The following is a 16,012-nucleotide window of genomic DNA, read 5'->3' as shown; positions in this document are numbered from 1 at the left end:
TTAAGAATTGTTTTATAAAAAACAAATCATGCACAAATATGATTTTCTGTCAACTTAATTTAGATGCGTTTACCCTGCCCTGGAAACGGATTAGCCATTAATTTAACTCCTGTTAATTTACCTAATTATATGATTTTAGCCGATCGATTAGAAAAACGCAGACAATATCAAACTATCATCTGCGTTAATCCGCGTGCATCTGCGATTAAAATTCCCTAAAAATCGCCGTAACTGCTAATAGCAGCCTGCAACCTTCCAATCACTTCATCAACCGAAATCGCCCCCAACTCCCCAGAAGCCCGCGTCCGAATATTCAAACTATTCGCCTCAACTTCCTTCGCACCCACAACACCCATCACCGGAATTTTATCCTTCTCAGCATTGCGAATCAACTTGCCCAAACGCTCGCTATCCTCATCAGCTTCAGCGCGAATATTTAACGCCTTCATCTTCGCCGCCACTTCCTTCGCAAACGGCAAAAACTCAGCGCTGACAGGCAACAACCGCACCTGAATCGGCGCTAACCACAGCGGAAAATCCCCCGCATACTGCTCGATCAAAATCCCGATCAAACGTTCCAAAGAACCGAAAGGAGCGCGGTGAATCATCACCGGACGCTTGCGAATGCCGTCTTCAGCAACGTATTCCAAATCAAAACGTTCGGGCAAATTGTAATCTACCTGAACAGTTCCTAATTGCCATTCTCTATCCAAGACATCTTGGAAAATGAAATCGAGTTTCGGCCCGTAAAAAGCCGCTTCCCCAATTCCCTCAAAATAATTCATTCCCAAAGTTTCCACCGCGCGGCGGATTGCACCTTGAGCCTTTTCCCAAGCTTCATCGGAACCGATGTATTTCTCTAAATTGTTCGGATCGCGGAAACTCAAACGCGCCTTAAAGTTTTTCAGTTGCAGACTCTTGAAGACTGACAGAATCAAATCCACCACATTCAAGAATTCAGCATCCAACTGTTCCGGCGTGACAAATAAGTGGGAATCATCCACCGTAAAGCCGCGCACCCGCGTTAAACCGCCCAATTCTCCCGATTGTTCGTAGCGGTAAACTGTGCCGAATTCCGCTAAGCGCATCGGCAATTCTCGATAGGAACGTAATTCACTTTTGTAAATTTGAATGTGAAAAGGGCAATTCATGGGTTTCATCACAAAACCCTGTTCGTTTGCTGCCGCTTCCTCATCCTCCGCCATCAGCGGAAACATATCTTCTTTGTATTTCTGCCAGTGTCCAGAAATTTTGAACAAATCGACTCTAGCGATGTGCGGAGTCACCACTTGCAAATAGCCGCGCTTGATTTGTTCTTGTTTCAAGTAATCTTCTAAAATACTTCTCAAAACAGTGCCTTTCGGCGTCCACAAAGGCAAACCTGGCCCCACCGGATCGGCAAAGATAAACAAGCCTAATTCTTTGCCTAATTTGCGGTGATCGCGCCTTAATGCTTCTTCTTTGCGGTGTTTGTATGCTGCTAATTGTTCGGGAGATTCCCAAGCAGTGCCGTAAATTCGCTGTAACTGAGCTTTGGTTTCGTCGCCGCGCCAGTAAGCGCCTGCTAGGCTTTCTAGCTCGATCGCCTTTGGATTCAACTCACTGGTATTATCCAAGTGAGGCCCGGCGCACAAATCCCACCATTCCTCGCCCAAATGGTAAAGAGTAATCGGTTCGATCAACCCTTCTAAAATTTCTAATTTGTAAGGTTCATTAATCTCCTTAATTCTGCGTTCCGCTTCCTCGCGGCTGACTTCTTCGCGAATTACAGGCAATTTACGGTTGATGATTTTGATCATCTCTTTTTTAATGGCTTTTAAATCCTGTTCCGTAAAAGGTTCGGGAGTGTCAAAGTCATAATAGAAACCGTTTTCAATCCAAGGGCCAATGGTCACTTGCGCCTTGGGAAATAACTTCTGCACCGCCATCGCCATAACGTGGGAGGTGGTGTGGCGAATTTTTTTTAGTGACTCCGACTCACTCGTGCGGGGCAACTCAATCTTAACGGACTCTTCTGGAGGGGACATGGATTCTGGGCTAGACATCGGCTGAATTAGCAATTAATTTAGTTGCAGTTGCTTCTATATTACTCAGATTGGGGCAGTAAGCGCCGACTTCAGGTTGGGGGACACTCCGGGAAATTACAGCAACAGCCCTGATGGTGGCAACGTTTAGTGCGTCCCGCACTGCGACTCTCAGAAACCGGATTTTTTACTATTTTGGTGGGCTGTCACCCGTCTTGCTATGAAAAAACCTGTTTTCTCAGCAACCGTGAGCTCGCGAACTAAGGATCGCGAATTAAATAACTTCCGTAGGTTGGGTTGAGGAACGAAACCCAACCTACAAAAAATGCAAGTTATTTAATTCTCATTCCTAATTTGGCAGAATTTGGGGATTTCGACTCAAAAATCGCTGCTGGCATAGTTTAATTTATTCACACCCACCTGCTAATTGTTGTTAAATTATTAAATTTTTGTTAGAAATATGTTACAATTTGTAAAGACCGTCTAAGACTATAATAGATAAATAACCCAATTTTGATCCATGCTTAATTCCAACTTGCCCGAGCCAGAATTGCTCAAAGCGTTACTGGAACCGCTGTTAGAGGATTTCAATTACTGGTTCGATCGATCGGCAAAGCTCTTAGAAACTGAGGAAATTCCCTTTCTGGGCGACGAAGATCAATCTGACTTGCTGGCGCGAGTCAAACAGGCTCAGCAAGAAGTAGGCGCAGCTAAAGCTCTATTTCAAGCAACCGGAGGTCAAGTTGGGATTGAAACAGCAGCACTGATGCCGTGGCACAGACTGCTCGCCGAATGCTGGCAAGTATCGGCACGCTTTCGCTCATGGCAGTCAGCTCCCCCTGGAAAATAAGGAAGCGAGTTCAAGTTAAATTTGCAGTCAAATCCCCAACCTTGGGAAATGTGGCGGCCCACTTGACAACCTCAAACAGATTTCCAGTTAATAAGTTATTACTTGCTGAAACACTTTTGTAAATTGCTGTGTGGCTGTTTAGCCCGGAGGAGAAGATAATGTTGCACCTGCTTTATATTTTAGCTTTTACCGTTCTTGCCTTTCTGGCGGTCGGTAACTTAATCCGCAGTCTAGTCACCGTTGGTATGGAGTCCCAGCGCCCTCAACAGTTCAGGGCAAATAATCCCTACCCATCCTATCCTCGCTCTCAACCGGTACCGCATCCAGAACTTTTAGATGAATACGGAAACATAGTCAATGAGCCGCTTTTAGTGATGCGTTCGCTGACTGTCCAAGACGCCCGCGAACAATTAGATGCTCTCTACAAATCATCTCCGGGCGGCAGCGACGAAGGGGGCGAACTAGCCTGATACAACCACAGCCGCAGCATTTATACTTAGGCGCGATGCCTCAAAAAAATATAGGACTTACACGCTAGGTGTCCGAAGCCCGGTTTATTCATAGATGGTGGGTAAAAACCGGGTTTCTTGGGATCAGTCGTCAAAATAATTGGTCGTTAGTTTTTAACTAATGGCTAATTATTTGCGCTTTTTTAAAGTTTAATTACCGATTAACAAGATCGATCGCCAAAAAGCGATAATTATGGCACTGATATCCAAGAGAGCGAGGATAGTTTGACACTCAAGTACAGGGAAACTAGGAATCGGGGCGGGCACGGCGGAGCGAATTTGGGCGAACACCGGGGTACCCCAGGAGAGCGAAACCAATTTTTTTGTACTTTACTTACCAAGTGCTGTAAATCTATCAGATACTGAAGAAGGAGCGCTCTAAACCTCCTATCGATCCTGTTTTGTCATCGGCAAAAATGCACGTTTAAGGCTAGATGATCGTCCCTATTTCGCTACTGGCAGAACTTCTGCAAGCTTTGCCCCAACTGCGGGCACAAATTTATTTCAAATCTTCCATGACAGCCTTGTCTCACGCGATGGAAGACTTAGTTTTGGCGGGTTCCGACGACGAACCGCTAGTCATTGCCAGCTTTCAGCGAGAGCGCTTCTACCGCCAGGAAGCTCACCGCTACCGGCGAATTGCCTCACGCTCCTCTCAGGTATACGTGCTGGCAGCACCGGAAACTGACTTTAAAAATTCCTCGGAATGTCACGAAACGGTGGCGTTTGCACCGGAGGACGGATTGAGTAAAGAGTGGCACTTAGTGGTGCTGGGGGAACACTACTCAACTTGCCTGATTTGTCAAGAAAAAATTGTGCCGATCGACAACCAGGACGATCGCGGGCCACTGTTGATGGATCAAGCTCGCAGATTTGAAGGAATTTGGACGTTCGATCGCGAGGTAAGCTCCAAAGCGGCCGCATTGTTGCTCGATAGAATTGTCAAATATCGCCCGGAATTGGCAGAAAAGATCGATCGAGCGCGAACGACTTACAAACTCAAAACACCGAAAAAAACGAGGAAATCCGCCACTTCCAAAGCCGCCAAACCCGAAATAAGTACGAGAAAAAACTCAAAAATTCCCAATCCAAAATTGAGCGATGCTTTTACCGAACGCTTAGTAACCTACTTGCAAGCAGGCCAGCACAAACTGCTCAAAGCATACAGCGCGATCGCCGCTCAGGAACGCAAAGAACGCCTGGTAAACTTAATTACCACGGCAATGCGGCAGTCTCTCAACCCGCAAGAAATCGTCGAAGTCGCAGTCCAAGAACTCGGCACTGCCCTCTCGGCAAGCCGATGTTTGATTTATCGGTGCAAGGCAACAGATGTGGCGGTCAAAATCGATCGCGAGTTTTTGGGGCCGGGCGCTAGTTCCATGCTGGATCAGACTTGGCTGTTGCAGGAAAATCAAATATGGAGCGACGCGGTGGCGCGGCAAGAGCGAGTTTACATCCAAGACACAGCACAACACCCGTTGATTGTCAATACACAATTCCTGGAAAAAACTGTAAAAAATTGGCAAATTGTCTCTTGGTTAATGGTGCCAGTGCTTTATCAGGGGCGGGTTTTGGGAATGGTGGAAATGCACCAGTGCCGAGCGGTTTTACCTTGGGAAGAAGACGAAATTGCTTTAGTAGAGGCGATCGCCACCCAACTTGGAGCAGCCTTAATTCAAGCAGAAACCTACGCTCATTTAGAAGAACTCAACCAACAATTAGAAGCATTAGACCGCACTCGCAGCAATCTAATTGCCATCACCGGACACGAACTCCGCACCCCACTTTCTACGATTCAAGTGTGTTTGGAAAGTTTGAACTCCGAACCAGATATGCCCCCAGAATTGCGGCAAATCATGTTAGAAACTGCCCTTGGTGATGCCGATAGAATGCGGAAACTCGTGCAGGATTTCTTAACTCTTTCTCACTTAGAAAGCGGGCGAGTCCAATGGAATGTAGAATCGCTGACGCTGCAAGAATGCGTTGATTTGGCCCTTAGCAGCGTGCGATCGGGGGGCGGACTCGATCGACAGTTACCGGAAATTATCGCCGAAGTGTCCGCAGAATTGCCTTTAGTGCAAGCTGACGGAGAGTGGTTGGTGGAGGTGCTCTCCAAACTGCTAGACAACGCTTGCAAATTCACCACACCTCAAGGAAGCGTCACCATAAGAGCGAAATGCAACGGTTCTCGGATGGTGGAAGTGCTCGTAGCCGATACGGGGAGGGGAATCGAGGCGAACAGTTTAAAAGTAGTGTTCGATCGATTTTATCAAGAAGAAGGAGCTTTGCGCCGCAGCGCCGGCGGTACCGGTTTGGGATTGGCAATTTGCAAACAGATTGTTGCCGGCTGGGGCGGTAAAATTTGGGTAGATTCCGCAGGAAAAGACCGAGGAAGTGAATTTCACTTTACTATTCCGATTGTTTAGACTAAATTGATACAGCGTATTCAAGGTTTATGAGGTATACCCCAGAAACCGGGTTTCTTTACAGTTCTCGCATGATTACTGATTCTGTTGCTCGAAACCCGGTTTCTCCGTACTAAATTTACATGGAATATACTGTAAAAAACCGGGTTGGTGGGCGTCTGAGCGCGCAAGTAGCGATCGAGTGATATCAAATCCGGCTGCGCTGGCATGATATCAAATCTGCTGCTAACAAATTTGATATGAGGGGCTATTTACGCCGGACTTGATATCAAATACTAATCTACAGTCGTCTTGAGACGACTTGAGCTATGAGGCTCTTGTTTCAACCCCTGTCGGACTTAACGACTAATATTAATGCCGATGGCATCGGAAGGATTTAACCACAGAGAACGCAGAGCTCGCAGAGAAAGAGAAGAGAGAGATGAATAATTCTGATGCAAAGGTCAAGGAGATCGGCCTCAATCCTCACCCTGTGAGATCAGCCTTAAAGGAGATGTGACCACGCGGTGTTCACCTTTAATATCGAAAGTATCAAAACAGATTCAGGATGCGCTTGCCGTCTTAAACCCGGTTTGGCGACGGAATACCTAGGGATGCTGCCCAAAATTAATACCAGTTTACAATAAGAATCAAACTGTAGGTAAGCTGCAAACCCCCATAGTAATCAGTCATGCCAAATCTAAAATATAAAATCTAAAATCTAAAATGGTATAACTCTCCTGTTCACAAGTCGCGAGATGGTAAAAGTAGCTCGAATCTGTTGAGGCACTGCCGACGCCAGTGTTGATTCGTGAAATTTTTTGAATGCAAATGTTTCGCCCGGAAAAAGTTTTTTTCCAGAAGAATACTCAAACCTAGAGGTTAGAAAAATCGATTATGTCACCTACAATCCAGATGAAATCTACTCAACCTATGGCCAAAAAGCCACAGCTACAATTAGGTTCTCAAGGTAAAGCGGTATTGGAACTCGAACAACTGCTAACCAAGTTGCAACTTTATCGGCATCCTGCTAAAGGAATTTTTAACAAAGCAGTTGAGTTTTCTGTGAAACTGTTTCAGTTTCGGGTTTTCTTGTCGCCGGACGGCATTGTCGGGCCGCTGACTTGGCAGGCGCTTTATACTGGAGCTCCAGTTAATATGCCGATACTAAAATTCGGCAGTTATGGGGAAGCAGTCGCTACTGTTCAGGAAGTTCTCAAAACTTCCCAGCATTATGGCGGTAAAGTTGACGGCGACTTTGCTACTTTGACGGATAAAGCTGTTCGCGCATTTCAAAAAAGCTTTGGGATTGAGGCCGACGGGATTGTCAATCAAGAAACTTGGACTGCTTTGAGCCAAATCCCGCGCGGCTATGACCCTAATTGGTTCTTGACTTAGGGTTGAGGCGGTAAATTGTTCGATCGTCTGTGGGGATAAATTGGGAGAATATGCGATTATTCGGGTGCCCCACAAGCACCAGAATAATTGCTATTTTTTTGGGATTGTTTTTTCGGAATTCGTGCTGCCTAATTTTGTTTTATAATTTGGGTGGAAATTACCAATTATCAATTATTAATTACTAATTATCAATTATCAGAAGAGATCGATCGGCAAAAAACTGTTAACTTTCCTTACAATTTCGACAGCGGTGTCGCCTCATGATGATACGATGCCGTAAAAATCCTTTGGATATGTTTATGGCAGAAGAACTCACTGGACAACCCCCTCTTTTCGGCGGCAGCACCGGCGGCTTGCTGACCAAGGCGCTAGTTGAAGAGAAGTACGCGATCACTTGGACTAGCCCCAAGGAACAGGTGTTTGAAATGCCTACAGGCGGCGCTGCAATCATGCGTCAAGGTGACAACCTGCTGTATCTGCCCCGGAAGGAGCAGTGCATCGCTTTGGGCGGCCAGCAACTGCGGGCTAAATTCAAAATCTCGAACTACAAAATTTACCGCGTGTTTCCCGACGGTTCTACTGAGTACCTGCATCCCAAAGATGGCGTGTTCCCTGAGAAGGTGAACGAAGGTCGTCCCTACAACGGTAAGATTGACCGCAATATTGGCAGCAATCCCAATCCGATTAAGGTCAAGTTCACTGGTAAAAAAACCTACGAAGTTTAGGTTTTGAGCGAATTGCTGAGCTATTTTCGGGTAGTATGTCCTGAAAAGCTCAGCTTGCATTTTATAGTTTGTAGTAGCGCTTGGACGGCAGAAGCTTTTTCTTTATCGCCCAATCGCCACTGCAAACTTCAAATGCGATTAAAATTTAATAAAAATTAATAATTACATTAACCATGAATCTGGTAATCAGGCGAGCAACTCATCAGGATATCGATGTTTGCGCCCGCATTAATTATGAAGCTTTTAAATGTATTTCCGATCGCCATCAATTCCCTACAGATTTTCCGACGCTGGAGTTTTCAACTGAAATTATTGGTCTTCGGATCGAAAGTCCGTTGTTTTTTGGCATAGTAGCCGAGAGTGAGGGTGCGGTTGTCGGCTGCGGGTTTATGGACGAACGCAACCCGATTCGCGGTATCGGGCCCGTCAGTGTCGATCGAACTTTTCAAGGCCGCGGCGCGGGACGGGAAATCATGAAAGCTTTGCTGGAACGGGGACAGGACGCTGTGGGCATCCGTTTGGTTCAGGAATCTTTTAATCTGGCTGCGCTGTCGCTGTACGCTTCTTTGGGTTTTGAGGTGAAGGAAGCTTTCGTGTTAATGGAAGGGAAGTTTCGCAGCCAGCCGCCCCATGGGTTTGAGGTGCGCCCGATGGCTAGTGAGGATGTTGGTGAATGTGCCGCTTTGTGCAAGAAATTATACAGGTGCGATCGAATTTCGGAGATTGAAGACGCCGTGAATTTCTTTTCTCCCTTCGTTGCTTGCAAACAAGGTCGGATTGTGGCTTATACTTGTGCGGTGTCGGCTTTGAGCCACAGCGTCGCAGAAACTGAGGCGGATATGCAGGCTTTGCTCTTGGGGGCGGCCGCGTACAGTTCCGAAGCACAGGTTTCTTTCCACTTGCCGATGCGTTACGCAAGTTTGTTTCGCTGGTGTTTGCAAGAGGGGCTGCGCGCCCTCAAGCCGATGGCGGTGATGGCGGTTGGCGAGTACCAGCAGCCTCATGGCTGTTGCTTTCCGTCTTTTGTTTATTGACAAGACGGTTAGGACGCTTTTAATCGCTGAAATTATTGCCAGGATTGCATTTTCCTTCTTCTTTCTTTCTTCTTCCTTCTATCCTTTACATCCGTTACATCCGTTACATAATCCGTTGCCGAACTTCCTTCTTCCTTCTGATATATATGATATTCCCCGATTTCTCACAATTTTCGGAACTGGCGAAACAAGGCAATTTTGTACCCGTGTATCAAGAATGGGTTGCTGATTTGGATACGCCGGTGTCTGCGTGGTATCGGGTTTGTGCGGGTCAACCTTACAGTTTTCTGCTGGAGTCAGTGGAAGGTGGGGAAAAACTTGGGCGTTATAGTTTCTTAGGGTGCGATCCGTTGTGGATTTTGGAGGCTAAGGGATCTCGCACAACTCAAGTTTACCGCGACGGTTCCGAAAAAGTATTTACAGGCGATCCGTTTGCGGCTTTAACTGAATGTTTGGAGTCTTATCAACCGGTCAAATTGCCGCAGTTACCGCCGGGAATTGGCGGGTTATTTGGTTTTTGGGGTTACGAGTTAATTAAGTGGATAGAACCGCGAGTTCCCGTGCATCCAGCCAGCGAGAATGATTTGCCGGATGGGTTGTGGATGCAGGTTGATAATTTGCTGATTTTCGACCAGGTGAAGCGGAAAATTTGGGTCGTCGCCTATGCGGATTTGCGGGAGGTTGGCGTTGATTTGGCCGATGCTTATCAGCAAGCGTGCGATCGCGTTGGCAAGCTAGTTCAGAAGCTGCAATCGCCGCTTTCCCGCCAATCTACTCTCATAGAATGGACACCTCCCAATAACGGGCAAGATGCCCGTTCCACAAGAGATAAGGACGGGCAAGATGCCCGTTCCACAACCGGAAATACAGAATTGGCTTACACGAGCAATATTAGCCGTGAAAAGTATTGTGCCAATGTCTTAAAAGCTAAGGATTATATCAAAGCCGGAGATATTTTTCAAGTAGTTATTTCGCAGCGACTAGAGGCTGAATACAGTGGCGATTCTTTTGCACTTTACCGCTCTTTGCGTCTGATTAATCCTTCTCCGTACATGGCTTATTTTCATTTCAGAGATTGGCAGATTATCGGTTCGAGTCCCGAAATTATGGTGAAGGCGGAAAATACTGCTGATGGCAAAAAGATAGCAACTTTGCGACCCATTGCCGGCACTCGCCGTCGGGGTAAAACTCCTCAAGAAGATGATGCTTTGGCTGCTGAATTGCTGCAAGATCCGAAGGAAATTGCGGAACACGTCATGTTAGTTGATTTGGGCAGGAACGATTTAGGAAGAGTTTGCCGAAACGGTACTGTAAAAGTTGACGAATTAATGGAAATTGAGCGTTATTCTCACGTGATGCACATTGTGAGCAATGTGGTGGGAGAATTGGCCCAGGATAAGACAGCTTGGGATTTGTTGAAAGCTGGTTTTCCTGCGGGTACGGTTAGCGGTGCTCCTAAGATTCGGGCGATGGAGATTGTGCACGAGTTGGAAGGTTGTCGCCGGGGGCCGTATTCTGGGGTTTACGGGTATTATGATTTTGAGGGACAATTGAATAGTGCGATCGCGATTCGGACTATGGTTGTTCGTTCTTTAGGTGGTGACAAACATTCGGTTTCTGTGCAAGCAGGTGCTGGTTTGGTGGCTGATTCTAACCCGGATATGGAGTACGAAGAAACGCTCAATAAAGCCAGGGGAATGTTGGAAGCAATTCGCTGTTTGAAATAGTGAGGCGGAGCCTCTGGATCTGTGTTACCAGGCAGAGCCTGGTAACAAGAAAACAGCAGTAATTATTGCATTATTGTCCAATTTACCTAAGCCCCTAATATTCGAGTGACCGAAACTGCAACATCAGGAAAAGCCAGCGGATTAATATTACCCTGAGTCAGAGTTTCTCTCGATTGATATCCTTCATTGGTAGGCTCTCGAAATACTATTAATTCCCTAGTTCGCAAATTGACAACCCAATACTCAGAAATGCCGGCTTCCGCGTAAATCTTGCTCTTGATTCCCAAGTCTTTGCTAAGAGTATGATCCGAGTATTCTATCAGCCAAAAGATGTTTTCTGGATAGGGATGATGTTCTCGGTAATCTTGTCCCAAACGTTGAATTACAGCGATATCGGGTTGTGGCTCGGAGTTGCTTGGGGGCAAGATAATCGGTTTACCTTGGCGGATTTTAGCCCGATCGCCCAGCAAATAAATTAGGTACTCTCCAGCCTCATCGCTAGAGTAAGCATGAGATTCTCCTTCGGGAGCCATTTCGATTATTTCTCCACCTATTAATTCAACGTTTCGCCCTTCCAGAATGCCGGCTGCAATGATGCGGTGGTAGTCTGCAACCGTCCATTTTACAGTCGTGACGCTCACGGCGATTACTCCTATGTTTTTATTGTTATTTTAACGGCTGTCTTGCGATCGATGTAACATATCAGTTATAGACTTTTACCAAAGGCATAATTATGAATTTTTATATAGTTGACGTGTTTGCGGAGTCAAAATATGCTGGCAATCAACTAGCTGTATTTTGCGGTGCGGGAGTTGCCGAACTATCTGAGGCCCAAATGCTACAGATAGCGAGGGAAATCAATTATTCAGAAACTACGTTTATTCGATCGCCCGATCCGCGAGATGGCGGCTATGACGTGCGGATATTCACGCCCAAGAAGGAATTGCCCTTTGCCGGTCATCCGACTTTGGGGACTGCGTTTGTGTTGCAGCAAGAGATTATTCGCGAAAAGGTCGATCGAGTAATTCTCAATCTAGCCGTCGGTCAAATTCCCGTTACTTTTAATTATCAAAATGAATCGGCAGAGATTTTGTGGATGCGACAAAACCCGCCTAGTTTTGGTCAAGTTTTATCAGCCGAAAGTCTGGCAAATGTCCTGAATTTAGAACCAGATGAAATTGATTCCAACTTCCCAATTCAAGAAGTTTCGACCGGAGTGCCGTTTATAATTGTCCCATTAAAAACTCTCGCTTCGCTCAAAAAAGCTCAGGTCAACTTAGATAAATATTTTGAGCTAGTTGATACAATGTCAGCGAAAGAAATTTTGATATTTTGCCCAGAAACTTACAGCGACATTAATGATTTAAGCGTGCGAGTTTTTGCCCATTCATTAGGGATTCCTGAAGATCCGGCGACTGGCAGCGCTAACGGCTGTTTGGCTGGATATTTGGTAGAATACGCTTATTATGGGTCAGCAAAGATTGATGTCAGAGTTGAGCAGGGTTATGAAATCGATCGACCTTCTTTGCTGTTGTTACAAGCCGCCCAAAATGAAGGGGAAATAGCAGTTTTGGTGGGCGGTAAGGTGGTGATGGTTGCTAAGGGAGAATTTGTGTAGAATTTTTAACAGAGAATTATTAACCGCAGATGCACGCAGCTAGATTTAGATGCTTGTTTGGCGATCGAGATGTTACAATTTTGCTAATAGCGATCGCAGCACTTTGTCTGCTTCCTGCAGTCGCAGCGCGGGAAAACCAGCCATCTGCGGCCTGAAGCCATTCTGTCTGAGTTTAAACAAAGCGCTTTTTTCGGAAAACTTGCAATTGAGTGCGATCGATCTCAACGACTACTGGCCGCCGTTTGTTGAGGACGATCGCATTGTGTCTGTTTAGCAACAGCAACTGAGCCAATATTGCCACAATCGCGCGCCTTTTGAGAAACTTGCCTTCAAAACGCGCCATTCGGACGATCGCCTCTTCGATTTTATAACAACAGTTGTTACCCTTTTGGGAAATCACAAAAATCGTTCCCGGTATGTAATCACCTTCATTTGCCCAGAAAGCATACCTTTCGCCTAAAGTAAAGTAGTGAAAAACATTGTTAGCCGTGGAAGTTTTAGCTAACTTTTCCGAAACGCCCAAAGAATTAAAAACTACAGTGGATCTAATATAATCCGGGTATTTTGCTGCTATTTGCTGAGCAACTTTGCCGCCCAAACTTTCTCCGATGACATCAGGCGGATTCCCGCTGTGAAATTGCTGCTTGATCCAATCAATAGCACCCGCAGTTTGCGCCGATTTTAACTGGCGTTCTAGTTTTGCCATAAATACATCGGGCGTATCTTCCAAAACGCGATCGAAAGGATACCAAGAACCGTAGCCGCGAATCACTAAAACAGGTGGGTTATTGCCAGAAATGGGAACGCGACTTTCAGCATAAAAACCCGTCCGAGAGTCTTCAAACACTTTTTCTATGATATAATTTCCATCAATAACTTGCCCTTCCCCGTGCCGAATGTAAATTGAAGGATTATTGGGTTTAAAAGTATCGTGCAGTTGGGGTTTAGCAAACTTTTCATACAGGGAATCTAGCAAATGCCTTCCCGTTTGGCGATCGACAAAATCTGATTTTGTTATTTTCATCCCAAATCTCATTTCTAACTGATTGTGGGGGGAAAACCCGGTATTTTTGCAAAATACCTTTACCCAGATTTGGTAGGGGCGGGTTCACCAACCAAATCTAACGATTACGGACAATCTAGATAAACCCGCCCCCCACCACCGATAACCTACGTCAACCCGAAATTTGCATCACATCGGAAAATGTACATGATGATTTATGGTTGGGTTCGGGTGGGTTTTTGAGATTGTTTGTTTCAGGGAATTATTGTTTGTAAAACCCCCCCCTACAAGCACCCGGTACATTCTGATTTATGCTTGGGTTTGGCGGGTTTTATAGATTATCAATTATTAGCAAATATTCTATGTAAAACCCGCCCCTAGCAAATCACTTTTACAAAACTCGCAACGTGCTAGCAACACTATCGACTGCTTCCATCGCGCGAATTTCATCGAGTGCTTGTTGAAAATTACCTTCCCTAACATCGTGAGTCACGACGACAATTTCTGCTAAATCGCCGTGAATTCCCGTCTGCACAACTGATTCCAAACTAACTTTGTGATTGCCGAAACAAGTGCCGAGTTGGCCAATTACCCCCGGAGTATCGCCCGTCAGAAAACGGGCGTAAAAGCGAGTAACAAGTTCCTGCATCGGAGCAATTTTGCAGTAGTGTTGGTGACTGCAACTCAGCAAAGGATGGGGAATCGGAACAGTTTCGGTTTTCAGGATAGCCGCGACATTCATGATGTCTGATACTACTGCGCTAGCTGTTGGGCCCGCACCGGCGCCGCGCCCGTACAGCATCAATTGCCCGATCGGCTCTCCTTCGACTAAAATTGCATTGTAAACCCCGTTAACACTCGCCAGCGGATGAGTTTTCGGCACAAAACTCGGATGCACTCGAATTGACAGCAGTTCGCTTTCTCCCTCCGCTTGCTTGCCATTGTAGCGGGAGGTTTCTCGAGCAATAGCCAACAATTTAATCACAAATCCCAGCTTGTCGGCGTAGTCAATATCAGCCGCACTAACTTTTCTGATACCTTCGCAATGAACATCTGCTAATTTGATGCGTCCGCCAAAAGCTAGCGAGGCTAAAATAGCAATTTTATCGGCCGCATCTAATCCATCTACATCTGCTGTGGGGTCAGCTTCAGCATAACCTAATTGCTGAGCGTCGGCGAGCACTTCCGCAAAGTCTGCGCCTTCTGTTTGCATCCGCGTCAGGATGTAATTAGTTGTGCCGTTGACGATGCCGGTGACACTTTTAATGCGGTTTGCACCTAAAGATTGTTTGAGGCTTTGAATGACTGGAATGCCGCCGCCGACAGCAGCTTCTAGCATTACGTAAACGCCTTTTTTGTTGGCGGCCTCGAAGATTTCATTCCCGTAGCGGGCGATAACTGCTTTGTTGGCAGTGACGACGTGCTTGCCGCTGGCAATAGCCTGTAAAATGAGCGATCGCGCCGGTTCCAATCCGCCAATCAATTCTACTACAATATCAATTTCCGGGTCAGTTGCGATCGCTTCTAGGTCAGTTGTCAGCACATTTTCTGGCAATTGTAAAGACCGAGTTCGAGAAATATCGCGCACTCCCACCCGATAAATTTCCAATTCCTGCAACAGCGGATGGCGGCCATCTGGGGAGAGCAAAATCTCTGCTGTTCCCGCGCCAACTGTACCCAAACCTAACAAACCAATTTTGAAAGCCACGACTTTGACCCGTAGAAACTCAATTAACCTACAATCATTGTATGCTAATCAAGCAATTTGTCATTTAAGTAAGCTCAATATCCAGATCCCCGACTTCTTTAATAAGTCGGGGATCTAATTTGAGATGACAATTCACAGTTCTGAATCCATGTCTACCCCCATTTCTCGGAGTCGCTGGGCCAATCTTTCGGCCCGCTGGCGTTCTGCATTATTAACTTGCTGTTCTAGCTGCTGATTTTGCTGTTCTAGTTCCTGATTTTGCTGTTCTAGCTGCTGTCGCTGTGCTTCTTCTTCTCGAATTAAATCTTCTACTAGCGGCGGAGATAGCACTTGATTAACCGATAAAATAAATTCAGCGAACTGTACAGACTGAACTTGCTGTCCCGGCAAAAATTCCTGGTGAGAATAACTGCCTTCATTTTCTGGACGGCTACACACTCGTATTTTTAGTAAATTGGGGTCTACAATCCAATATTCAGGGATATCAATTAAGTCATATTCTGCCCGTTTGCGAATGTAGTCGTCCCGCCAATTTTGACTGGTAACTTCGATAACTAACAGCGGTTTTTCTTCAAAGTCCAAGACTGCGGAACCAGGTTGGGTACAGACTTGTTCCCACAGACTCTGAGTGCAAATCACAACATCAGGAACGCGAGAAGAGTTTTCCTCAGTTCGGACTGCGGTAGTGACAATTGCAACTAGCGGGAGGTTGTGTGCTGCAAAGAAGCGCCGGAACTGATAAACTAAAAATTCACAAATTTTGATATGTATTGCTGTAGGTGTTGGCCTTTCAATCAGATTGCCCCGATATAATTCATAACAAACACCTGATTCTCCCTGGTAGTCCAGATACTCTTTAAAGGTCAGTTGTTGGGTAGAAATTAGGGTCATGTCAGCGATCTCCCTTTCTCGGTGAGCTTACTTCATATTTTACACTACTGTTTAAAACAACTGTTTAAAACAATTGTAGGGCGAGCTCAGCCCACCCTACAAATCAGATTAAATCAGGTA

15 protein-coding genes are annotated in these 16,012 nt (G+C 45.9%); 9 read left to right on the top strand and 6 right to left on the bottom strand.

Annotated features, from left to right (window positions below; translation table 11 throughout):
- Positions 1 to 215: 215 nt before the first annotated feature.
- A complete protein-coding gene (thrS, locus tag QT973_RS24000; RefSeq protein WP_333208221.1) occupies positions 216 to 2,045 on the bottom strand; it encodes a threonine--tRNA ligase in 1,830 nt (609 codons plus the stop codon).
- Positions 2,038 to 2,187, bottom strand: coding sequence for a hypothetical protein (locus QT973_RS23995; protein WP_333054703.1), 150 nt, complete (start codon positions 2,185 to 2,187; stop codon positions 2,038 to 2,040). The genes thrS and QT973_RS23995 overlap by 8 nt, the downstream gene beginning before the upstream one ends.
- A gap of 357 nt (positions 2,188 to 2,544) precedes the next feature.
- Between QT973_RS23995 and QT973_RS23990 the strand changes: the two genes are divergently transcribed.
- The 7 genes from QT973_RS23990 (at position 2,545) to trpE (ending at position 10,672) form a co-directional block, all read left to right on the top strand.
- Positions 2,545 to 2,874, top strand: a complete 330-nt coding sequence (locus QT973_RS23990; RefSeq protein WP_333054702.1) for a DUF2605 domain-containing protein — start codon at positions 2,545 to 2,547, stop codon at positions 2,872 to 2,874.
- A gap of 158 nt (positions 2,875 to 3,032) precedes the next feature.
- The gene (locus QT973_RS23985; protein ID WP_333054700.1) at positions 3,033 to 3,344 is read left to right on the top strand and encodes a DUF2973 domain-containing protein; all 312 of its coding nucleotides are present in this window, start codon (positions 3,033 to 3,035) and stop codon (positions 3,342 to 3,344) included.
- A gap of 473 nt (positions 3,345 to 3,817) precedes the next feature.
- Positions 3,818 to 5,809, top strand: coding sequence for a DICT sensory domain-containing protein (locus tag QT973_RS23980; RefSeq protein ID WP_333313084.1), 1,992 nt, complete (start codon positions 3,818 to 3,820; stop codon positions 5,807 to 5,809).
- A gap of 876 nt (positions 5,810 to 6,685) precedes the next feature.
- Positions 6,686 to 7,186: a peptidoglycan-binding protein gene (locus tag QT973_RS23975; protein WP_333208219.1), complete on the top strand. Its 501-nt coding sequence runs from the start codon at positions 6,686 to 6,688 to the stop codon at positions 7,184 to 7,186.
- Positions 7,187 to 7,485: 299 nt separating this feature from the next.
- A complete protein-coding gene (locus tag QT973_RS23970; protein ID WP_333054697.1) occupies positions 7,486 to 7,911 on the top strand; it encodes a photosystem I reaction center subunit II PsaD in 426 nt (141 codons plus the stop codon).
- A gap of 173 nt (positions 7,912 to 8,084) precedes the next feature.
- A complete protein-coding gene (locus QT973_RS23965) occupies positions 8,085 to 8,945 on the top strand; it encodes a GNAT family N-acetyltransferase (protein WP_333054696.1) in 861 nt (286 codons plus the stop codon).
- Between the two features lie 146 nt (positions 8,946 to 9,091).
- Positions 9,092 to 10,672 (top strand): anthranilate synthase component I, encoded by a 1,581-nt coding sequence (gene trpE, locus QT973_RS23960; RefSeq protein ID WP_333054695.1) that lies wholly within the window; start codon positions 9,092 to 9,094, stop codon positions 10,670 to 10,672.
- An 86-nt stretch (positions 10,673 to 10,758) separates the two neighbouring features.
- On the opposite strand, the gene QT973_RS23955 is transcribed toward trpE, so the two are convergent.
- The gene (locus QT973_RS23955; RefSeq protein ID WP_333208218.1) at positions 10,759 to 11,313 is read right to left on the bottom strand and encodes a Uma2 family endonuclease; all 555 of its coding nucleotides are present in this window, start codon (positions 11,311 to 11,313) and stop codon (positions 10,759 to 10,761) included.
- Between the two features lie 92 nt (positions 11,314 to 11,405).
- Between QT973_RS23955 and QT973_RS23950 the strand changes: the two genes are divergently transcribed.
- Complete coding sequence (locus tag QT973_RS23950; protein ID WP_333056683.1) at positions 11,406 to 12,290, top strand: PhzF family phenazine biosynthesis protein; 885 nt, start codon at positions 11,406 to 11,408, stop codon at positions 12,288 to 12,290.
- Between the two features lie 29 nt (positions 12,291 to 12,319).
- On the top strand, positions 12,320 to 12,445 hold the full coding sequence (locus QT973_RS23945) for a hypothetical protein (protein ID WP_333056682.1): 126 nt from the start codon (positions 12,320 to 12,322) through the stop codon (positions 12,443 to 12,445).
- 17 nt (positions 12,446 to 12,462) lie between these two features.
- Here QT973_RS23945 and QT973_RS23940 read toward each other — a convergent pair whose 3' ends face one another.
- From QT973_RS23940 to QT973_RS23930, 3 genes are all read right to left on the bottom strand, one after another.
- On the bottom strand, positions 12,463 to 13,314 hold the full coding sequence (locus QT973_RS23940; RefSeq protein ID WP_333056680.1) for an alpha/beta hydrolase: 852 nt from the start codon (positions 13,312 to 13,314) through the stop codon (positions 12,463 to 12,465).
- 370 nt (positions 13,315 to 13,684) lie between these two features.
- A complete protein-coding gene (locus tag QT973_RS23935; protein ID WP_333392341.1) occupies positions 13,685 to 15,001 on the bottom strand; it encodes a homoserine dehydrogenase in 1,317 nt (438 codons plus the stop codon).
- Positions 15,002 to 15,133: 132 nt separating this feature from the next.
- The gene (locus QT973_RS23930; RefSeq protein WP_333272899.1) at positions 15,134 to 15,892 is read right to left on the bottom strand and encodes a Uma2 family endonuclease; all 759 of its coding nucleotides are present in this window, start codon (positions 15,890 to 15,892) and stop codon (positions 15,134 to 15,136) included.
- Positions 15,893 to 16,012 lie beyond the last annotated feature (120 nt).

The organism is Microcoleus sp. Z1_A1 (assembly GCF_036700305.1).
Lineage (GTDB): Bacteria > Cyanobacteriota > Cyanobacteriia > Cyanobacteriales > Microcoleaceae > Microcoleus.
This window is presented reverse-complemented; position numbering and strand designations above follow the sequence as displayed.

What these genes read in the sequence shown, in the direction of transcription:
- QT973_RS23930 (WP_333272899.1), bottom strand. Translation starts at nt 15,892, where the DNA reads ATGACCCTAATTTCTACCCAACAACTGACCTTTAAAGAGTATCTGGAC.
- thrS (WP_333208221.1), bottom strand. Translation starts at nt 2,045, where the DNA reads ATGTCTAGCCCAGAATCCATGTCCCCTCCAGAAGAGTCCGTTAAGATT.
- QT973_RS23975 (WP_333208219.1), top strand. Translation starts at nt 6,686, where the DNA reads ATGTCACCTACAATCCAGATGAAATCTACTCAACCTATGGCCAAAAAG.
- QT973_RS23945 (WP_333056682.1), top strand. Translation starts at nt 12,320, where the DNA reads ATGCACGCAGCTAGATTTAGATGCTTGTTTGGCGATCGAGATGTTACA.
- QT973_RS23940 (WP_333056680.1), bottom strand. Translation starts at nt 13,314, where the DNA reads ATGAAAATAACAAAATCAGATTTTGTCGATCGCCAAACGGGAAGGCAT.
- QT973_RS23970 (WP_333054697.1), top strand. Translation starts at nt 7,486, where the DNA reads ATGGCAGAAGAACTCACTGGACAACCCCCTCTTTTCGGCGGCAGCACC.
- trpE (WP_333054695.1), top strand. Translation starts at nt 9,092, where the DNA reads ATGATATTCCCCGATTTCTCACAATTTTCGGAACTGGCGAAACAAGGC.
- QT973_RS23950 (WP_333056683.1), top strand. Translation starts at nt 11,406, where the DNA reads ATGAATTTTTATATAGTTGACGTGTTTGCGGAGTCAAAATATGCTGGC.
- QT973_RS23965 (WP_333054696.1), top strand. Translation starts at nt 8,085, where the DNA reads ATGAATCTGGTAATCAGGCGAGCAACTCATCAGGATATCGATGTTTGC.
- QT973_RS23985 (WP_333054700.1), top strand. Translation starts at nt 3,033, where the DNA reads ATGTTGCACCTGCTTTATATTTTAGCTTTTACCGTTCTTGCCTTTCTG.
- QT973_RS23980 (WP_333313084.1), top strand. Translation starts at nt 3,818, where the DNA reads ATGATCGTCCCTATTTCGCTACTGGCAGAACTTCTGCAAGCTTTGCCC.
- QT973_RS23990 (WP_333054702.1), top strand. Translation starts at nt 2,545, where the DNA reads ATGCTTAATTCCAACTTGCCCGAGCCAGAATTGCTCAAAGCGTTACTG.